Origin of the sequence: Pandoraea pnomenusa (genome assembly GCF_000767615.3) — a bacterium.
GTDB classification, from domain to species: domain Bacteria; phylum Pseudomonadota; class Gammaproteobacteria; order Burkholderiales; family Burkholderiaceae; genus Pandoraea; species Pandoraea pnomenusa.
The window spans coordinates 4,746,751-4,765,098 of sequence record NZ_CP009553.3; the positions used below are offsets into that span (position 1 = coordinate 4,746,751).

The window sequence follows — 18,348 nt, forward strand, 5'->3', positions numbered from 1 at the left end:
CCCCAACGATTCGTGCAATGGGCAGCCAATTCAACGGAGCGACGCAATGCGACAACGCAAACTCGGCAACACCGGCCTTTTCGTCTCGGAACTGTGCCTCGGCACGATGACCTTCGGCGGGCAGGGCGAACTCTGGAGCAAGATCGGGCACCTGCAGCAAAACGACGTCGACGCGCTCGTGGGTCGCGCGCTCGATGCGGGTATCAACTTCATCGACACCGCCGACGTGTATTCGGAAGGCCAGTCGGAGGTGCTCACCGGCCAGGCGCTGCGCAACCTCAAGGTGCCGCGTGACAGCGTCGTGGTCGCCACCAAGGTCTTCGGCGCGACGGGAGCGCAAGGCCCCAACTCGAGAGGCCTGTCGCGCTACCACATCATGGATGGCATCAAGGCCAGCCTCAAGCGCATGCAGCTCGATCACATCGACCTGTACCAGGTGCACGGATTCGATCCGGCCACGCCGATCGAGGAGACACTCGGTGCGCTGGACACCCTGGTACGCCACGGGCACGTCCGCTACATCGGGGTGTCCAACTGGGCCGCCTGGCAAATCGCGAAGGCGTTGGGCATCTCCGCTCGCCTGAACCTCGCGAGCTTTGCATCGCTGCAGGCGTACTACACGGTCGCCGGGCGCGACCTCGAGCGCGAAATCGTGCCGATGCTGCGCAGCGAGAACGTTGGCCTGATGGTGTGGAGTCCGCTCGCGGGCGGCCTGCTCTCCGGCAAGTACACGCGTGACGGCCAGAGCGAGTCCGGCAGCCGCCGTCAGGCCTTCGACTTCCCCCCGGTCGACGTGGAACGCGCCTACGACGTGATCGACGCCATGCGCGGCATCGCCGCCGAGAAGGGCGTCTCGGTCGCGCGGATCGCGCTTGCCTGGCTGCTCGCCCAGCCGGTGGTCTCCTCCGTCATCATCGGCGCGAAGCGCGTCGATCAGCTCGACGACAATATCGCGGCCACACGGGTGACCCTGAACGAGCGCGAGTTGTCCGCCATCGACGCGGCCAGCGCGCTGCCGAGCGAGTACCCGGGCTGGATGCTCTCGCGCCAGGGCGATCCGCGTCGCGCCCAGCTGGCGGAAGCCGGTCTGCTGTAACGCGAGCGTGGCGCACGGCGCCTCGGCGCGAAACGCCCCACGGCGCACCGTGCAAACGGTGCGCCGTGGCCTTTTGCGTCACGGCATCAGAACGTGTGACGCATGCCGATGTTCACGCCCAGTTGATTGCTGCCCGCCACCGGTGCGCCGCCCGGCCCGCCCGAGCTGACCGAGTAGGCGGCATGCTCGCTGTTGCCCAGCCAGGCGACCTGCGTGTAGAGCGCGGTACGCTTCGAGAGGAAGTAAGTGCCGCGCAGCGTGGCCATCGTGGCGCGCGTGTTCTGACGCGAGTTGAGCATGCGGAACACTTCGCCGTCCACCGCGAACGCCGGGGTGAACTGATACAGCGCACCGACGTAGAACATGTCGGAATTCACATCGGCGACCGCCGCCGACGCCGTTTGCACGCGACGCCCCAGCCACCCCGCACCCGCCTTCCAGTTGCCGCCCTTCACATAGCCGTTCAATTGCCAGCGCGTGTCCTTGTCGGACGAGCTGGTGAGCGGCACGGCGGCCGCGCCGTTGAAGAAGCTCGCCGCCGCGCCGGCGCCGCCACGCTGCTCGTCCCACGCACCGGCCACGCCGAACCACGAGGTGTCGTACTTGAGCATCGCCGACACCTGACGGCACGCGGTCATCTGGCCGGGGACCTGCGCACACGTGCCCTGTCCCGGCGAGTTGCCCGTACCGCCGCTGTCGCGACCGAACGAGTAGGTGGCTCCGAGCGTCAGGCCGTGGAAAACGCCCTTGTAAGCGATCGTGTTGTCGCTGCGCGCATTCGGGATGTAACTGTCGAGCGAGCCGCTGCCGTAGAGGTCGGGGCCGAGAATGTCGGCGTCGCCCATGACCCAGAACGTCATCGAATACTGACGGCCGAAAGACAGCGTGCCGTAAGGATTCGACAATCCCACCCACGCCTGGCGGCCGAACATCCGGCCGCCCTGGTTCAGGTCGCCTGCGCGAACGTTGAAGCCGCTCTCGAGCGCGAATACGGTGTGCAGGCCACCACCGAGATCCTCATCGCCGCGCAGGCCCCAGCGCGATGGCAGCGAGCCGGTGTTCGAAGGCATGCGCACGAGCGAGCTGTTGTTCGTGCCGGCATGCGAGAGGTACTCGACGCCGGTGTCCAGAATGCCGTACAGCGTCACGGTTTGCGCCGAGGCGGATGTGCCGGCCAGCGCCAGACCGGCGGCCAGCGCGAGCGCGGGCAGTCCCTTGTGGGTCACGGTGTGTCTCCATTGAATCATGTGGTGGTCCGGCCTGTGTCGGCCGGTGAACGACGAGAAGCGCCGCCGCGCCGCCCGTCGGGGGACGATGGCGTGGCGGATGCTGCGAGGGCGAACGCGTTGCATTCGCCCCGTAACCGACGAAAGGGTTCAGACGGCGCCTGCCGCGGACTTGGCCGCCGGCGTCCGCGCGCTCGCCCAGCTCACGCGACGACGCATCACCAGCATGAGTGCCGCCGCGAGGAACGCCGGGATGGCGACGATCTGGAACGCCTGCGCGATGCTCGACGACGATGCGATCAGCACGCCGCCCAGGCTCGACCCGAGAATCGAGCCGAGACGTCCCACGCCAAGCGCCCATGCGACGCCGGTCGCGCGCGACGCCGTAGGGTAATACGCCGCCGTCAACGCGTTGGCACCGGTTTGCGAGCCGGCCACGCCGAAGCCGGCGAGGAACACCACGAGCATGAGCCACCCTGCCTGATGCGTCACCGTGCCAAGCACGCACAGCGCCACGCCGGCCATCACGTACGATGCCGCCAGCACGCGGTACGGGCTCGTACGATCCATGGCGAAGCCGATCAGCACCGCACCGACCGTGCCGCCGAGCGGCAGCATTGCGCCGATGCGCGCCGCCTCGGCGAGCGAATAGCCCGAATCCTTGACGACGAGCGGCAACCAGCTCGTCAACAGGTAGAACGCGCAGAGCGTGCAGAAGTACGTCGCCCAGAGCAGCATCGTGCCGACCACATAACGACGGGCGAACAGTCCGCCCACCGCCGAATCCGAAGCCCCGGCCGGGGCGACCTCCGGGTCGATGCGCGTGACCTGCGGGTCGATTTGACGCGCGATGGCCAGCAACTGCTCGGCGCGATCGCCGCGCGCGGCGAGGTAACGCATCGACTCCGGCAACCAGCGCATGAGCACCGGCACGACCGCGAGCGGCACCACGCCGCCGGCGATCAGCACGCCGCGCCAACCAATGTGCGGCAGCGTCTGCGCGACGATCTCGCCACCGATGGCAAAGCCCAGCGTGAAGCCGCAGAACGTGGCCGTCACCAGCAGCGAGCGCATGCGCTCGGCACAGTACTCCGAGCTCAGCGTGATGGCGTTGGGCATGGCGCCGCCCAACCCGATGCCGGTCAGGAAGCGCATGACGGCGAGCTCGCTGGGACTATGGACGAAGGCCGAGGCGATGCTGCCCACCGAGAACAGGATCACGGAGAGAATCAGCACACGCTTTCGGCCGATACGGTCGGCCAACGGACCGAAGATGAAGCAGCCGAGCATCAGGCCGCCCAGACCTGCGCCGAACACGGTGCCAAGGCTCGTTGTCGCCATCGCCCATTCCGTGCGAATGGCCGGCGCGAGATAGCCGATGGCGGCCGTGTCGAAGCCGTCGAGCGTGACGATCAGAAAGCACAGGGCGATCACGCGCCATTGAAACGGCGTGATGCCCCTGCGATTCATCAAAGCGGATATTTCCATGTCTGTCTCCTGTGCGGTCGTGACCGCGGGCAAGGCGGCGGGCGGTGGCGTCTGTTGTCGACGCTCTGTGAATGCCGCGCCGCCGGTTGGGGGCGATTACCTGAAACAACTGCGCATGACGCGATTTCGCAGCGTGTTACGCCGCGCGCCGCGGCGTCACCGGATAGGGGGCAATTCGGGGTCGCCCGCCGAAAGGTATTCCCACATGCGCTCGATGATGCGGCCCGAGCGTGTGGCGCGAGCGCTGCACGCCTCCGCGTCGAGCACCGCGGCGGAAAACGACGCGGGCTGCGCGGCTTCGAGTGCAAGCACCTCCAGGTCGACGCGTGCGGCGTCTTCGAGATACCAGGTGAGTGCGACCATCGCCTCGAGCGTGTCCGCCGCGACGACCGCGCCGTTGCCGCGCATGACGACGGCGGCGTTGCCGCCCATCGTCGCGATGACCGCTTCAGCCTGCGCATCGGTGCGAATCAGTTGCGGGTCGTCCCAGAGCGGCACGCCGGGCGCGAAGTAGGTGCCGGGCCCGTGCAACGCGCGTGGGGTGCGACGCAGCGTCGAGAGCGACATCGTCCGGGGCGGCATGGTGCGGGCGACTGCGCCGATGTCGGGCCGCGTGCGATAGATCTGCTGATGCAGACGGACCTCGCCGAGCACGCCGTCCGGCAGCGGTCCGTCGACGGGCACGACAGTGCCCGCCTCGCCCACGCCGATCAGCCCCATCGGGCGGGCAGCGCAAACGACGAAGGATTCGGCGTCCAGACGCGCGCTGCAATGGCCATAGGCGTGAGCCAGACCAGCGCGGGCGAGCGTGCGGGCCGCCACGCGCACGGCGCGATCGAGGTCGGCGACGCCGTCGAGTGTGTGTGGTGTCATGGGCAAACGCGGCGCTTGTCGTCGCCGGAGAAATCGACGCGATGCGTCAGGCCGAAAACTCGGGAATCTCGGGCTTGGCGCCCCACATGCAAAAGCCGGTCGGATCGAACGGGAACTGGCGTGGCACGTACGTCGCTTCGTCTTCCGGGGAAATCGTTCGCACCCCGGTGGAGTATTCGTAGACCATGCCGTCGGGGCCCGCGAAGTACAGGAACATGGCGTGCGACGTCGGATGGCGGCCGGGGCCGAAGCGGATCGGCACGCCTTGCTCGCGCAGGAAATACCAGGAGCGCATGAGGTCGTCGATACCGTTGACCTGGAAGTTCACGTGCTGGATGCCCGCGCGGCTCGCAGGGAACAACGCGATCTTGTGATGCACCTCGTCGATGCGCAGCAGCGGGGCTTCGCCGATGCGATCCGACACCCGCGCGTTGCACACGCTGGTCCAGAACGCTTCGTCGCGTCGTGCGTCGGTCGTGCACAACCCGACGTGACTGAACGAGTCGATGCCCGCGTCGCGCTCGCCGTGATAACCGCGTCCGGTCTGCGCCGCGCGCAGCACCAGCTCGATCTGGTTACCCGTGGGATCTCGGAAGGAGAGAAAGTCCGCCACGCGGCGCAGGTGCGCCTCGTCGCGCGTGCCCCGGCGAAAATCGATGCGCATCGCCTCGAGCTGGGCCGCGGCCGCGTCGAAGTGAGCGTCGCTCGCGATGTCGAACGCGACCGTATGGTCGGTCGGATCCCCCTCGAAATAGCACACGGAATGGTCGCGGCTGTCGCTGCGAAGGAATACGCAACCGGCCTCGCGGCGCACTTCCTGCAAACCGAGAATGGTGCGCGCGTAGCGCGTAGCCCCTTCGAGGTCGCGCGTGCCCAGCCGCACGTAACGGATGTCGTGCAGATTGATCACCGCCTGTCTCCTGCGGATAAAGTTTGTGTCCCGGACTGGCGCCCGGTTTATGTCGTGAGGGATACGATAAGGAGCGGCGCCGCATGACGCCAACAAATTGCGTAAATGCGCGGTATTTACGTCGTGAATTAGGGGTGCAGCATGGACGCGGCGCGGCCTTGGGCGATGGCGGACGCGCGCCGGACTCGCTTGAACGGTGGGAGGAGGGAGAGGAGGAAGCGGAGGAAGCGGAGGAAGCGGCCGACCGGGATCAGTCTTCGCCGTGGAAAAGCCGGAAGATGGTGCTGCGCAACCAGCGATGGCCGGCGTCCGCATGAAAGCGTTCGTGCCAGAGTTGCGAGATGTCGAACTCGGGACCGTTGAACGGCAATGCGTGCGTGCGCAGATCGGCGGCGGCCTGGAGCGCGCGTCCGAGCCGCGTAGGCACGCACACCACGAGGTCGCTCGCGGCAATCAGCGCCGAGAGGCCCATCGAATGCGCCATGCGCAACGCCACGTGCCGCTGGCGCCCCGACTGTGCGAACCACTGCTCGACGGCCGTCTCGAAGAGGTCGTGATTACCGGCAGTGGGACGATAAACCGCGTGCGCGGCGCCGAGGAACGCCTCCCCCGTAAGCCGCTCCCGAATCGTGGGATGTCCCTCGCGCACCAGGGCGACATAGTGCTCGCGAAACAGGCGTTGCTGATGGAATCCCGACGAAAATCGGGTGAACAGACCCAGCGTGAGGTCGATCTCACCCATCGCCATGGCGTTCTGCGCCTCGCGCGGCGTGGTGTCGACGGTCACGATGCGCACGCCGGGGGCCTCGGTCGCGAGCGTGGCCATGAGCTTCGGCATGAAGATCAGCTGACCGATGTCGCTCAGGTACAGGCGGAAGGTGCGTTGTGCGTTGGCGGGCTCGAAGTCCTGCGGCGCCTCGAGCGCGCTGCGGATGAGGGCAAGGCCTTCGGTGACGGGCGGCGCGAGCGAGTTGGCGAGATCGGTCGGCAGCATGCCCTGTGGCGTCTTCACGAAGAGCGGATCGCCGAACGCGAGGCGCAGACGCTTGAGGGCGTTGCTCACGGCCGATTGCGTGAGGTTCAGTTCCTCGGCCGTCACCGTCGTGCTGCGCGTGCGCAGCAGCGACTCGAACACGAGCAACAAATTCAGATCGAGCGAGCGTAAGTTCATCCCCAGCCGTACCGTCCTGCAAGAAGCTGCCGCATTTTAGGCAACGTTCGGGCGCGTGCGCAGTGCGGTAAACCCCGCCCGCGCGCACGGCGACGTTCGTGGTATCACGTGCGCGCGCCCGCTCGCACCGCCGCGTGCAAACGCGCGATGACTTCCAGCACCTCGGGGCGCTTCTCACGTTTGGCGGTCACGATGTGGTACTGCAACGGACACTCGACCTCCACATCGGACACGCGCACGAGCCGGCTGCGCGCGAGCCAGCCGTCGGCCAGCGGCGCTCGGGCGAGCGCAATGCCCAAACCGGCTTCGGCGGCCGCCAGCACCACGGTGTAATCCTCGAAGCGACGATCGCGCGCTCGCGGGCGCAGGCTCGCGCCCTGCGCGCCGCACCACGCGCGCCAGCCGGTGAGATCGGAGTCGTGCAGCAGCGGCATGGCCAGCATTTGCGCCACATCCGCGCCCGCGAGGCGCGCCGCGACCTCCGGCGAGGCGACCGGATACAACGTTTCGGACATCAAGGGTTCCGCGTCGATGCTTGTCCAGCCGCCACGGCCGTAGCGCAGCGCGATGTCAACCTCGCCCGCACCGACATCGGCATTGCGGTGTTCCGTCGTCACCTGAATGTCGATGAACGGCTCGCCGGCTTCGAGCGATCTCAGGCGTTCGAGCAGCCAGAGCTTGGCGAACGACGGCACCACGCTCAGGCGCACGGCCGGTGTCTTGCGTGCCTGATGCCACTGGTCGGCGGCCGCGTCGATGACGTCGAACGCGTGCTCGACGCGGCCGAGGAAACGTTGGCCGTCGCACGTCAGGCTCACGCCGCGCCCGTGCCGCTCGAACAGCGGACACCCGAGCCAGTTCTCCACGGCGCCGACACGGCGGCTGATCGCCCCGTGCGTCAGGCCGCTCGCCTCGGCCGCGGCGGTGAACGAACCGTGACGCGCCACGAGGCAGACGGTTTCCAGATTGGCCAGCGGCGGGCGCGAGCGACGTTGTGAATTCATGGGGCGGAGGCCGGAATACCCGAGAGGAGCTAAAGGGCTCAATAGGGCTAAATGGGGCTAAATGGGGCTAAATAGGGCGCGATGGAGCGCAACGTGGCGCTTGCCGACGACCCAATTGGCTGTGAATGTTTCTCACAGCTGATCGGCGATTTGTGTCGTAGCTTATCACCGCGGCAGTACGGCAAGATAGGCCTGTGCGGGCGAGGAAATCGGGCGCCGAGGTCCGGCAGCCATGCCGAGCGTCGCGCGTCGCCCGCCATTCACTTTTTCAGGAGCCCAACGTGCCTGCCGCAGCCCCCGCCCCGTTCACGCTATTCGTGGACGCGCAATTCACCAGCCCCTATGCCCTCTCCGTTTTCGTCACGCTGCGCGAGAAAGGGCTGCCCTTCGAGCTGCGCACCGTCGATCTGCTGCAAGGCGCGCATTGCGAGTCGCGCTTCGCGGACATGTCGCTTACGCGCCGCGTGCCGACGCTCGTGCACGGCGATTTCACGTTGTCGGAATCGTCGGCGATCAGCGAATACATCGAGACGATCGCGCCGGAGGTGCCGGTCTATCCCGCGCAGGCGCGCGAGCGTGCCCGCGCACGTCAGGTGCAGGCATGGCTGCGCAGCGATCTGGGGGCGTTGCGGGCCGAGCGCTCGACGGAAGTGATTTTCTACGCGCCAACGGCCGCCCCGTTGTCCGACGCCGGCTACACGGCCGCGAGCAAGCTGATCGCCGTCGCGCAAAGCCTGCTGCCCGACGGCCGTGAGTCGCTGTTCGATGCGTGGTGCATCGCCGACGTCGATCTCGCATTGATGCTCAATCGTCTGATCTATAACGACGACGTGGTTCCGGCGCCGCTCGTCGCGTATGCACGCCGTCAGTTCGCCCGACCGGCCGTGCAGGAGTGGATGGCCATGGCGCGCCCGCCGCGTCCGGGAGACGCCGTCGGCCACGAGCCAGGAAAAGCGGTCGCGTAAGCGCCTGCCGCGGCGGACTGGCAGGCTCGATGGGATCGACAGGCTCCGACCGGCTCAGACGGCCGCCGCAGCCAGCGGTTGACGGTGAACGAAGATGTGAAACAGGACGAGCCAGCGATGAGGGCAGTCGTCGCGCAATGCGACCTTTCGCCCCTCGCCGTCCACGCTGGCGTGGCGGCTCGAGAGCGCCGCCTGATAGGCTGCACCGGCCAGCGAGCGGGCTGCGAGCATGAGCAGCAGCAGCGAGCCCGCCATCGCGATACGAAAATCCGCCGAGGTGAAGACGGACTCCGGCACGTCGAACACCAGCATGGCGATCACCACGCAGGCGTCGATACACACGGCCCCGAGCGAAGCCACGAGCAGATAGGCACGCAACATCCGAATCGTCGTCGATTTCATTCGGCTTCTCCCCCCTTTCCCTTTGCCGCCCGCCTGGCGAAACGCCTGCGGCGTCCACCCTATCACTCAGGGCACCGTATCCGCTGGCGTTGCCGCCATCATCCGCCTCCGATCTTAAATGTCCAGCGCGCACGCCTCGTGACCGGAAATGTTTTTTTACACACTGTTACCCCCGCTCGCCCCGTTCCTGGCCAGCACCCGCCACCTATCGGCGAAATTTTCGCGATATTCCTGCAAAAAACGGCCAAATTCCGAGATTTTCCGGCGTTCCGGGCCCGCGTGCCCCGACGTGACGGGATTCGCGGTGAATTCAGTCGACAGCCGGGCCCCGAAAGGAGGAAAATATTGGCACCTTGCCGTTTACGTTAACGGCACTGACGACTCAAGCCACCTCTGCCGAGACATTGAAGAAACATGAGCGCTGATAATCCTTTGCGTTTTGTCGTGGAGCCGCACGCCAACCCCACCCCCGCCGACCAGATCGCCGCCAAGCTGGCCAACCCGGTGTTCGGCCGCGTATTCACCGATCACATGGTCACGATCCGCTGGACCGAGGGCACCGGCTGGCACGACGCGAAGGTGGAAGCGCGCCGCCCGTTCCAGATCGACCCGGCATGCGCCGTGCTGCATTACGCGCAGGAAATCTTCGAGGGCATGAAGGCCTACCGCGGCGAAGACGGCAAGATCTCCCTGTTCCGCCCGCAAGCGAACGCCAGGCGCTTTCGCGAATCGGCCCAGCGCATGTCGATGGCCGATCTGCCGGAAGCCGTGTTCCTCGAAGCCGTGGAAAAGCTGGTCGACATCGATCGGGCATGGATCCCGAGCGCGGAAGGCAGCAGCCTGTACATCCGCCCGTTCATGTTCGCCTCGGAAAGCTTCCTCGGCGTGCGTGCGGCGCATGAGTACATCTTCTGCGTGATCGCCTGCCCGGTCGGCCCCTACTTCAAGCCCGGCAAGTCGGCCGTGACCGTGTGGGTCTCGGACCAGTACACGCGTGCGGCGCCCGGCGGCACTGGCGCGGCGAAGTGCGGCGGCAATTACGCGGCCAGCCTGATCGCGCAGACCGAAGCGAGCGCCAAGGGCTGTGATCAGGTCGTGTTTCTCGACGCCGCACAGCACCGCTGGATCGAAGAACTCGGCGGCATGAACGTCTTCTTCGTCATGGACGATGGTTCGCTCCAGACGCCCCCGCTGTCGGGCACGATCCTGCCGGGCATCACGCGCGCATCGATCATCGAATTCGCCAAGCGCGAAGGCCTGACGGTCAATGAAACGCCGTACGAATTCGCGCAATGGCAGGCAGATGCCGCCAGCGGCCGCGTGAAGGAAACGTTTGCCTGCGGCACGGCGGCAGTGGTGACGGCGATCGGCCAGGTGCGCCACGCGAACGGCGAATTCGCCATCGGCGACGGCGGCGAAGGCCCGGTCACCAAGCGCATTCGCGACCAACTCACCGGCATTCAACGTGGCAAGGTCGCCGATCCGTTCGGCTGGGTCCACCACGTGGCGTAATTTCGCGCAATCGCCTGCCGTATCGCCATAACAAGCTGTGAAGCTGCGCGTCGCCCGAGACAGCGACGCGGGAAATCTTGGACGGCGCGTCACGACATAAGGAGAGTCGGGCGCGCCGTCTCGTTGTACTTGACTTGCAGATCATGAAACACGATTCGGGCGCCGCATCCGGCGTCATTGCGGCAGCCGACACAATCGGCGTTCCGCACTCCGTGTTCGAAGACATCTATGCGATGGTCATCGGCATGGCATTTGTGGTGGTCGGTCTGGTGCTGCTCAAGGCTGCCGGGTTGGTCACCGGCGGCGTGGCCGGCATTGCGCTGCTCGCTTCCTACGTCTTTCCCCTACCGGTGGGCACCATCTTCACGTTGGTGAACATTCCGTTCTTCCTGTTCGCCTACTTCACGATGGGCCCGCGTTTCGCGCTCAAGTCCACCGTCGCGAGCTTCGGCATCACCTTCGCACTGGCGGCCATGCCGAAGACGTTCAACGTCGCCTTCGTCAATCCGCTGTTCGCGGCATTCGTCGGCGGCACGCTGTGCGGCATGGGTATCCTGGCGCTCGCCCGTCACGGTGCCGGCGTGGGCGGAACCGGCATCGTTACCCTGTGGCTCCAACGCAAGCGCGGCATCAATGCGGGCATCTCGCAGGTCTGCATTGACAGCACGATCCTGCTCGCCTCGCTCGCCACGATCCCGGCGGGACGCGTCGCCTGGTCGGCACTGTCGGCCGTCGCCATGAGCGGCATGGTGGTGGCGTGGCACCGACCGGGACGCTACACCGGTTGCTGAACCGACGCCGCTCGTCGGAATTCTTGCTTCCAGCGGTTCCAGCGCTTACCGTGCGTCCTGCCGGCCCGACGGCCGGTAGGCGCTCGCCTGCCCAAGCAGCCACTCGCGAAACACACTGAGCGGCTGCCCGTGCGTGAGCTCGGTCGGATAGACGAGGTAATAGGCCGACCCCGCCACGCTCTTCACGTCGAACGGAATCGTGAGGCCAAGCGTGCGCAATTGCCCCTCGACGAAGAACTTCGGCACGAGCGCTATTCCCAATCCCGCCGCGGCCCCCGCGATCAGCATCGTATGCAACTCGTAGCGCACGCCCTGCAACGTACGGTTGTCCTCGATGCGTTGCTCGGCGAACCATTGCGTCCACGCGCTCGGCCGTGTCGTCGAGTGCAGCAACGGGTAGTCCAGCAGATCGGCCGCCGTACGCACCGGCCCTCGCAGCAACGACGCCCGACATACCGGTACCACCTCCTCGCCGAACAGATAATCCGACGACGTCCCCGGCCACGTGGGTTGACCGAAGTGAATGGCCGCCTCGAAGTGCGTCTCGTCGAACGTGAAGAGGTCGGTGTGCACGCCCATGTTCACGCGCACGTCCGGATGCCGGTCGTCGAAGTCCTTCATTCTGGGAATCAACCACTCCGACGCGAAAGTCGGCAGCACCGCAAGCTCCAGGTAGCCGCCGCCACTGCCGTGCGCCATGATCGAGAGGGTGTCGCGATCGAGTTGCTCGAGCGTGCGCCGCACCTGGGTACTGTATAGACGTCCGGCCCGCGTGAGCACCACGCGCTGCTTGGCGCGCACGAACAGGCGTACGCCCAGTTGTGCCTCGAGGGTGGCGATCTGACGCGACACGGCGCTCTCCGTCAGAAACAGTTCGCGCGCCGCATGGGTAAAGCTCTCGTGCCGGGCCGCCGCCTCGAAGGCGAGTAGCGCCGCGGTGCCGGGCGTCTTGAATTTGCGCATGTTGATTCCCAAAAGGCATCAAGTGGCAATTTTATCTCGCTTTACGGGCGTCGCGTCCGTTCCAATAATGCTGTCACTGCAAGAAGGTATGGGGAAATGCATCCCATGCCCGCCCCGACCCCCTGCGACGCCGCCCGAGACGGCGTCTTCCCTGCGAGACATCACGATGCGCAATGCGAATGTGCAATCCTTGCTGGTTTCCCTGATCGGGCAGGCGCGTACCGACGCGCTGTTCGCCACGCTCAATTCGCCGTCGATTCTGTCGGACGGCGAGCCCGGCCTCGTGACCCGCGCCGAACTGGCGCAGGCGATGAACATGGCGCTGTTCGAAGACTTGCTGGCACGCTCGCCGAACGGTCGCACCTACACCGAGGAAGCGATTGCCGCAGGCGGCAGCGTCTATCTCGACCACGGCGCGCTACGCACCGTGCGCTGGGCCGACAATGGCGCCCTGCCACCGGGCGAGGCGGCCTTCACGCGCATTCTGCGCCCGCTGGGCTTTCGCCCGAATGGTCGCTATCCGCTCGATCGTCTGGGCATGACCGGGCGCGCCTACGCTCACGAAGACGCCCCGGAAGAGATCTCCCAGTTCTTCGTGAGCGAGCTGCATCCGGAGCGCTTCTCCGAGACCTTCCAGCAAGCCGTGTCGCGCGTGGTGGGAACTTCGAAGGACCCGCTCACGCCGGCAGCCGTCGCGCAGCTTTGGGAACTGGAGCGCGACGGTACGCTGCCGCTCGATATCGCTCAGGCGCTCCTGCCGGTGATCGTGGGTGCGTTCGCGCGTCAGCACGACGTGCCGAGCGAGGCCGATTACGAACTGCTGCTGGCCGAATCCGCCGAGATGGCCTGGATCGCGACCGAAGGCAACGCGTTCAACCATGCGACCGATCGCGTGGACGACGTCTTCGCCCTGTCGGACGCCGAGAAGGCCAAGGGTCGCCCGATGAAGCCCGAGGTCGAGCGCTCGCGCTCGGGCCGCGTATTCCAGACGGCTTATCGCGCCGACACGGTGCGTCGCGAATTCCGTGGCAAGGATGGCGAAATCGTGGCGCGCGAAGTGCCCGGCTCCTTCTACGAGTTCATCACGCGCCATCGCGAGTACGACACCGTCAACCGTCGCTGGAAGATCGATCTTCGCTTCGATGCCGGCAACGCGCAGGGCATCTTCAAGATGACGGCCAACGCCAAGTAGCCCAGTCAAGCGAGGCATGGCGGCCTCGGCGCACAATACCCATGTGCCCGTGCCGCCACCTCACCTGCCGACACCGGTGAGCGGCACCGGCGGCCAACACTGAATTCCATAGGGGTATCCACGTGAACGCAACTTCCATCCTCAACGAACTGGGCATTGCCAAGCTGGCCGAAGCGGGCGACATCGCCGTGCATTCGCCGATCAACGGCGAACTGATCGGACGCGTGGCCAGCGCTTCTGTCGCCGACGCCCAGGCCGCCCTTGCGCGCGCGCAAACCGCATTCACCGCCTGGCGCAACGTGCCCGCGCCGCGCCGCGGCGAACTGGTGCGTCTGCTCGGCGAAAAGCTGCGCGAGCGCAAGCAGGCGCTCGGTGCGCTCGTCACGCTCGAAGCAGGCAAGATCCTTCAGGAAGGCCTGGGCGAAGTCCAGGAAATGATCGACATCTGCGACTTCGCCGTGGGCCTGTCGCGCCAGCTCTACGGCCTGACGATCGCTTCGGAGCGTCCCGGCCACCGCATGGCGGAAACGTGGCATCCGATGGGTGTTTGCACGGTGATCTCCGCCTTCAACTTCCCGGTGGCCGTCTGGTCGTGGAACGCCGCGCTCGCACTCGTGTGCGGCAATGCCGTGGTGTGGAAGCCGTCGGAGAAGACGCCGCTCACCGCCCTGGCAGTGAACAAGCTGATGGAAGAGGTGATTGCCGAATTCGGCGATGCCCCCGAGGGCCTGACCGCCCTCGTCATCGGCGGTCGCGACGTGGGCGAGGCGCTCGTCGCCGATCCGCGCTCGGCAATCGTGAGCGCGACCGGCAGCACCGAAATGGGCCGCAAGGTCGGCGTGGAAGTCGCACGCCGCTTCGGCCGTTCGATTCTCGAACTCGGCGGCAACAACGCCGGCATCGTGACCGACAGCGCCAACATGGAACTTGCGCTGCGCGGCATCCTGTTCTCGGCCGTGGGCACCGCCGGTCAGCGTTGCACCACGCTGCGCCGCCTGTTCGTGCACGAGAGCGTGTACGAACAAACCGTCGAACGCCTGAAGACGCTGTACGGCAAAGTCGCCATCGGCAATCCGCTGGAGCGTGGCACGCTCATGGGCCCGCTGATCGACGAAGGCGCCTTCGCGCGCATGCAGGCCGCACTCGATCAGGCACGCGCGCAGGGGGGCAAGGTCACCGGCGGCGAACGCCACGCCGTGGCAGGCCTGGAGAATGGCTTCTACGTGAAGCCGGCCATCGTCGAGATGCCGTCGCAGACGGAAGTCGTGCTCACGGAAACGTTCGCGCCGATTCTCTACGTGCTCAAGTACCGCGACTTCTCCGAAGCCATCGACGCCAACAACGCGTCGTCGCACGGCCTGTCGTCGTGCGTGTTCACCAACGACCTGCGCGAAGCCGAGCGCTTCACCTCGTCGGCCGGCAGCGACTGCGGTATCGCCAACGTCAACATCGGACCGAGCGGCGCCGAGATCGGTGGGGCGTTTGGTGGCGAGAAGGAAACCGGCGGTGGCCGCGAGTCGGGCTCCGACGCGTGGAAGGGCTACATGCGCCGCGCCACGAACACCGTCAACTACTCTTCCGCCCTGCCGCTCGCGCAAGGCATCGACTTCTCGATCGAGTGAAGTCGCAATAGCGGACGCGCGGGACGACGTGCGCCATGCACGACGTCCCGCTGCTCGTCGCTGCTCGTCGCCGCTCGTCGTCGAAGTTGTTTGGGGCGCCGGCGCCCCGGCTTGCCGCCCCCCCTTCGGAACCACGCCCCGATTCGTCACGCTTTCGCCAGCGAGGCCCACATGTACGCCTTCACCTCCCCGTTTGCCAACCCGACCGGTTCGCCGATTCGCGAATTGTTCAAGTACCTGTCCGAGCCGGGCATGATCTCGTTCGCGGGCGGGTATCCGGCGAGCGAGCTTTTCGACGTCGAAGGTCTTGCCGCCGCGCAGGCGCGCGCCTTCGCGCAACCGACGCGTTGCCTGCAATACGGGCCGACCGACGGGCTCGCCGAACTCAAGACCCAGCTCATGACGCTCATGGCGTCGCGCGGCGCGCCGTGCGCCCCCGAATCGCTCGTCGTGACGACCGGCTCTCAGCAAGGGCTCGATCTGCTGCTGCGCGTGATGGTCACCCCGGGCGATGTCGTCGTGACCGAGCAGCCGGCGTATCCCGCGACACTGCAGGCCTTGCGCCTTGCACAGGCGACGATCGTGACGATGCCCGTCGACGCCGATGGCCTGAATGTCGAGCATCTGGATGCCTGGCTGCGCGAGGACAGGATGCCCGTGCCGAAGTTGCTCTATACGGTACCGACGTTTGCCAATCCGACCGGTGCCACGCTTTCGCGCGAGCGGCGCCTCGCGCTGCTGAGGCTCGCCGTGCAGTACCGCTTCGTGATCGTCGAGGACGATCCGTACGGGGATCTGCGATTCGCGGGGGAGACGGTGCCGACGATGCTCGCGCTCACCGCCGAGGTCCCCGGCTCGCGTGACTGGGTGGTGCACTTCTCGAGCCTGTCGAAGATCGCGGCGCCGGGGCTGCGCGTGGGCTGGACCGTCGCGCCGCCCGAGATCGCGCGGCGTTGCGTGGTCGCCAAGCAAACCGTCGATCTGTGCAGCGTGCCGTGGACGCAGGCAATTGCCGCCGAGTACCTGGCGGATGGCGCGCTCGCTCGACACTTGCCGACGATCACCGAGGCTTATCGGCGCAAGTGCGACGCGATGTGCGGCGCGCTGCGCACGCGACTGGGCGACGCGATCCAGTTCCACGCGCCGCAGGGCGGCATGTTCGTGTGGGCGCGCCTCTCGTCGGTGCAAACCAGTGCACTGCTGCCGCATGCCATCGCCGAGAAGGTGTTGTTCGTGCCCGGCACCGCGTTCTTCGCCGAGACACCTGACGAGGCATCGCTGCGGCTGTCGTTCGCCGCGCCCGACGTGCCGGCCATCGAGGAAGGTGTAGCGCGCCTGGCGCGGGCGATTCAGGCTACGAACCCGTAAAGCGGCAACGCGCCGATCGACATCCGGATCGACACACCGATCCGGCGGCAAGGGCCTCGCCAGCCGTCCCCGAGGGGGCGGTGAGCGAGGCCCTTGTGTCGACCCGCCCGCGAATCAGCCCGGGGCGGGCGCCAGCGTCGTAGCGGATTCGTGTCGAATCACAGCTTGATGCAGACGTTGCGCAATTCCGTATAGAACTCGAGCGAGTGAACGCCGCCTTCACGGCCGATGCCCGATTGCTTGGCGCCGCCGAACGCGGTTCTCAGGTCGCGCAGGAACCAGGCGTTGATCCAGCACACGCCCACTTCGAGCGCGGCGCCCATGCGATGTGCCCGGCCGACATCGCTGGTCCACACCGTGGCGGCCAAACCGTACGGCGTCGCGTTCGCCATGGCGATGACTTCCTCCTCGGTGTCGAACGGCGCGATGTGACAGCACGGCCCGAAGATTTCCTCGCGGATGACCGAAGCCGTCTCCGGCAGGCCGGTCCAGATCGTCGGCTGCACCCAGGCGCCATCCTTCATCGATGCCGGCATGTCCGGCACGCCGCCACCGGTCACGACCGTCGCCCCTTCTTCACGCGCCTTGGCGTAATACGAAAGCACCTTCTCGCGATGCACCTGCGAGACGAGCGGACCGAAGTTGGTGCCCTCGGCGTACGGGTCGCCAAGCCTGAGCGACTCCGCGCGTTCCTTGAGCGCGGCGACGAAGCGCTCGAAGATCGGCCGCTGCACGTAGACACGCTCCGTGCCCAGGCACACCTGACCGCTGTTGTCGAACGCCGAGCGCATGATGCCCGCTACCGCCTTGTCGAAATCCGCATCGGCAAACACGATGCCCGGATTCTTGCCGCCGAGCTCAAACGACACCGGACGCACGCCGTTGGCCGCGGCCTTCATGATCGCTTCCCCCGTGCGGGTCTCACCGGTAAACGTGATGCCGTTCACGCCGGGATGCTCCGTCAGGAATGCGCCCGCCGACTCTGGGCCGAAACCGTGCACCACGTTGTAGACGCCCGCCGGCACGCCGACTTCGTTCATCACTTCGCCCAGCAACGTGGCGGTGGCCGGCGTTTCCTCCGACGGCTTCACCACGACCGTGTTGCCGAACGCGAGCGCCGGGCCGACCTTCCACGTCATCAGCAACAGGGGCAGGTTCCACGGACACACGACAGCGATCACGCCGCGGGGCGTGCGAACGCCGTAGTTCACCGCGTTGCCGCCGTCGGGCGTGGTCATCGCAAAGGACTCGGTGGGCACGTTCTTGATCATGTCCGCGAACACCTTGAAATTCGCGGCGCCGCGCGGAATGTCCAGATGGCTCGCGAGACTGTGCGGCTTGCCCGTGTCGGCAATCTCGGCGGCCAGGAAGTCGTCGAAGCGTGAATGGATGCCGTCGGCGACCGCGTGCAGCAGGTCGACGCGCGCGGCCACCGTCATCGTGCCCCACGGCCCGGCCAGCGCGGCGCGCGCGGCACGCACGGCGGCGTCCACCTCAGCGCGCCCGGCTTCGTGCACGTGTCCGATCAGGCTGTTGTCGACCGGGTTGCGGTTCTCGAAGGTGCGTGCGCTAGACACCCACTCACCGTTGATGAAGTTGCGGAAATCCTTCATGGCTCACTCTCGTTCTGTTGGTTGGTTCGCGACGGCCTGCCATGCCCGGGTACGTCAGGCGTCCCGATGGCGGCATGAGGCAAACGATACGGCGCTGCCGCGGGTCTCGTCAATATTTTCTCGAGAATTTTTATTTATCTCGATTTTATGAT

Annotated in this window: 16 protein-coding genes; 7 read left to right on the forward strand and 9 right to left on the reverse strand. The window is 66.5% G+C overall.

The genetic code is table 11. The annotated features are described in order from the left end of the window. The first annotated feature begins 46 nt into the window (after positions 1-46). The gene (locus tag LV28_RS45220; RefSeq protein WP_023597679.1) at positions 47-1,096 is read left to right on the forward strand and encodes an aldo/keto reductase; all 1,050 of its coding nucleotides are present in this window, start codon (positions 47-49) and stop codon (positions 1,094-1,096) included. A gap of 86 nt (positions 1,097-1,182) precedes the next feature. On the opposite strand, the gene LV28_RS45225 is transcribed toward LV28_RS45220, so the two are convergent. The 6 genes from LV28_RS45225 to LV28_RS45250 form a co-directional block, all read right to left on the reverse strand. Further along, positions 1,183-2,307, reverse strand: a complete 1,125-nt coding sequence (locus tag LV28_RS45225) for a porin (protein WP_223272187.1) — start codon at positions 2,305-2,307, stop codon at positions 1,183-1,185. 165 nt (positions 2,308-2,472) lie between these two features. Next, positions 2,473-3,810, reverse strand: coding sequence for an MFS transporter (locus tag LV28_RS45230; protein WP_038619712.1), 1,338 nt, complete (start codon positions 3,808-3,810; stop codon positions 2,473-2,475). Positions 3,811-3,966: 156 nt separating this feature from the next. Then, a complete protein-coding gene (locus LV28_RS45235) occupies positions 3,967-4,683 on the reverse strand; it encodes a class II aldolase/adducin family protein (protein WP_023597682.1) in 717 nt (238 codons plus the stop codon). Between the two features lie 46 nt (positions 4,684-4,729). Further along, positions 4,730-5,593 (reverse strand): VOC family protein, encoded by an 864-nt coding sequence (locus LV28_RS45240; protein ID WP_038619709.1) that lies wholly within the window; start codon positions 5,591-5,593, stop codon positions 4,730-4,732. Between the two features lie 250 nt (positions 5,594-5,843). Continuing rightward, positions 5,844-6,764 (reverse strand): LysR family transcriptional regulator, encoded by a 921-nt coding sequence (locus LV28_RS45245; protein WP_029754378.1) that lies wholly within the window; start codon positions 6,762-6,764, stop codon positions 5,844-5,846. Between the two features lie 104 nt (positions 6,765-6,868). Beyond that, complete coding sequence (locus LV28_RS45250) at positions 6,869-7,768, reverse strand: LysR substrate-binding domain-containing protein (RefSeq protein ID WP_023597685.1); 900 nt, start codon at positions 7,766-7,768, stop codon at positions 6,869-6,871. A 281-nt stretch (positions 7,769-8,049) separates the two neighbouring features. Between LV28_RS45250 and yfcF the strand changes: the two genes are divergently transcribed. Next, complete coding sequence (yfcF, locus tag LV28_RS45255) at positions 8,050-8,733, forward strand: glutathione transferase (protein ID WP_038619704.1); 684 nt, start codon at positions 8,050-8,052, stop codon at positions 8,731-8,733. A 54-nt stretch (positions 8,734-8,787) separates the two neighbouring features. Here the strand turns inward: yfcF and LV28_RS45260 are convergent, their stop codons facing one another. After that, entirely contained in the window at positions 8,788-9,135 is a 348-nt protein-coding gene (locus LV28_RS45260; RefSeq protein ID WP_038619701.1) for a hypothetical protein, read from the reverse strand. A gap of 414 nt (positions 9,136-9,549) precedes the next feature. On the opposite strand from LV28_RS45260, the gene LV28_RS45265 reads away from it, so the two are divergent. Both LV28_RS45265 and LV28_RS45270 read left to right on the forward strand, forming a co-directional pair. Beyond that, a complete protein-coding gene (locus tag LV28_RS45265; protein WP_023873031.1) occupies positions 9,550-10,647 on the forward strand; it encodes a branched-chain amino acid aminotransferase in 1,098 nt (365 codons plus the stop codon). 143 nt (positions 10,648-10,790) lie between these two features. Further along, the gene (locus tag LV28_RS45270; RefSeq protein ID WP_023873030.1) at positions 10,791-11,438 is read left to right on the forward strand and encodes a YitT family protein; all 648 of its coding nucleotides are present in this window, start codon (positions 10,791-10,793) and stop codon (positions 11,436-11,438) included. A 45-nt stretch (positions 11,439-11,483) separates the two neighbouring features. Here LV28_RS45270 and LV28_RS45275 read toward each other — a convergent pair whose 3' ends face one another. Beyond that, a complete protein-coding gene (locus LV28_RS45275; protein ID WP_023873029.1) occupies positions 11,484-12,401 on the reverse strand; it encodes a LysR substrate-binding domain-containing protein in 918 nt (305 codons plus the stop codon). Between the two features lie 166 nt (positions 12,402-12,567). Here LV28_RS45275 and LV28_RS45280 point away from each other — a divergent pair, with 166 nt between their 5' ends. From LV28_RS45280 to LV28_RS45290, 3 genes are all read left to right on the forward strand, one after another. Next, a complete protein-coding gene (locus tag LV28_RS45280) occupies positions 12,568-13,593 on the forward strand; it encodes a DUF1338 domain-containing protein (RefSeq protein WP_023597691.1) in 1,026 nt (341 codons plus the stop codon). Positions 13,594-13,715: 122 nt separating this feature from the next. Next, entirely contained in the window at positions 13,716-15,215 is a 1,500-nt protein-coding gene (gene amaB, locus LV28_RS45285; RefSeq protein WP_023873028.1) for an L-piperidine-6-carboxylate dehydrogenase, read from the forward strand. A 171-nt stretch (positions 15,216-15,386) separates the two neighbouring features. Then, positions 15,387-16,583 (forward strand): aminotransferase-like domain-containing protein, encoded by a 1,197-nt coding sequence (locus LV28_RS45290; RefSeq protein WP_023873027.1) that lies wholly within the window; start codon positions 15,387-15,389, stop codon positions 16,581-16,583. A gap of 158 nt (positions 16,584-16,741) precedes the next feature. Here LV28_RS45290 and LV28_RS45295 read toward each other — a convergent pair whose 3' ends face one another. Further along, entirely contained in the window at positions 16,742-18,196 is a 1,455-nt protein-coding gene (locus LV28_RS45295; RefSeq protein WP_038619697.1) for a 2-hydroxymuconic semialdehyde dehydrogenase, read from the reverse strand. Positions 18,197-18,348 lie beyond the last annotated feature (152 nt).

Bases quoted from the DNA above. Each gene is read 5' to 3' on its own strand.
- LV28_RS45220 (WP_023597679.1), top strand. From the start codon at position 47: ATGCGACAACGCAAACTCGGCAACACCGGCCTTTTCGTCTCGGAACTG.
- LV28_RS45230 (WP_038619712.1), bottom strand. From the start codon at position 3,810: ATGGAAATATCCGCTTTGATGAATCGCAGGGGCATCACGCCGTTTCAA.
- LV28_RS45235 (WP_023597682.1), bottom strand. From the start codon at position 4,683: ATGACACCACACACACTCGACGGCGTCGCCGACCTCGATCGCGCCGTG.
- LV28_RS45245 (WP_029754378.1), bottom strand. From the start codon at position 6,764: ATGAACTTACGCTCGCTCGATCTGAATTTGTTGCTCGTGTTCGAGTCG.
- LV28_RS45250 (WP_023597685.1), bottom strand. From the start codon at position 7,768: ATGAATTCACAACGTCGCTCGCGCCCGCCGCTGGCCAATCTGGAAACC.
- LV28_RS45260 (WP_038619701.1), bottom strand. From the start codon at position 9,135: ATGAAATCGACGACGATTCGGATGTTGCGTGCCTATCTGCTCGTGGCT.
- LV28_RS45265 (WP_023873031.1), top strand. From the start codon at position 9,550: ATGAGCGCTGATAATCCTTTGCGTTTTGTCGTGGAGCCGCACGCCAAC.
- LV28_RS45270 (WP_023873030.1), top strand. From the start codon at position 10,791: ATGAAACACGATTCGGGCGCCGCATCCGGCGTCATTGCGGCAGCCGAC.
- LV28_RS45275 (WP_023873029.1), bottom strand. From the start codon at position 12,401: ATGCGCAAATTCAAGACGCCCGGCACCGCGGCGCTACTCGCCTTCGAG.
- LV28_RS45280 (WP_023597691.1), top strand. From the start codon at position 12,568: ATGCGCAATGCGAATGTGCAATCCTTGCTGGTTTCCCTGATCGGGCAG.
- LV28_RS45290 (WP_023873027.1), top strand. From the start codon at position 15,387: ATGTACGCCTTCACCTCCCCGTTTGCCAACCCGACCGGTTCGCCGATT.
- LV28_RS45295 (WP_038619697.1), bottom strand. From the start codon at position 18,196: ATGAAGGATTTCCGCAACTTCATCAACGGTGAGTGGGTGTCTAGCGCA.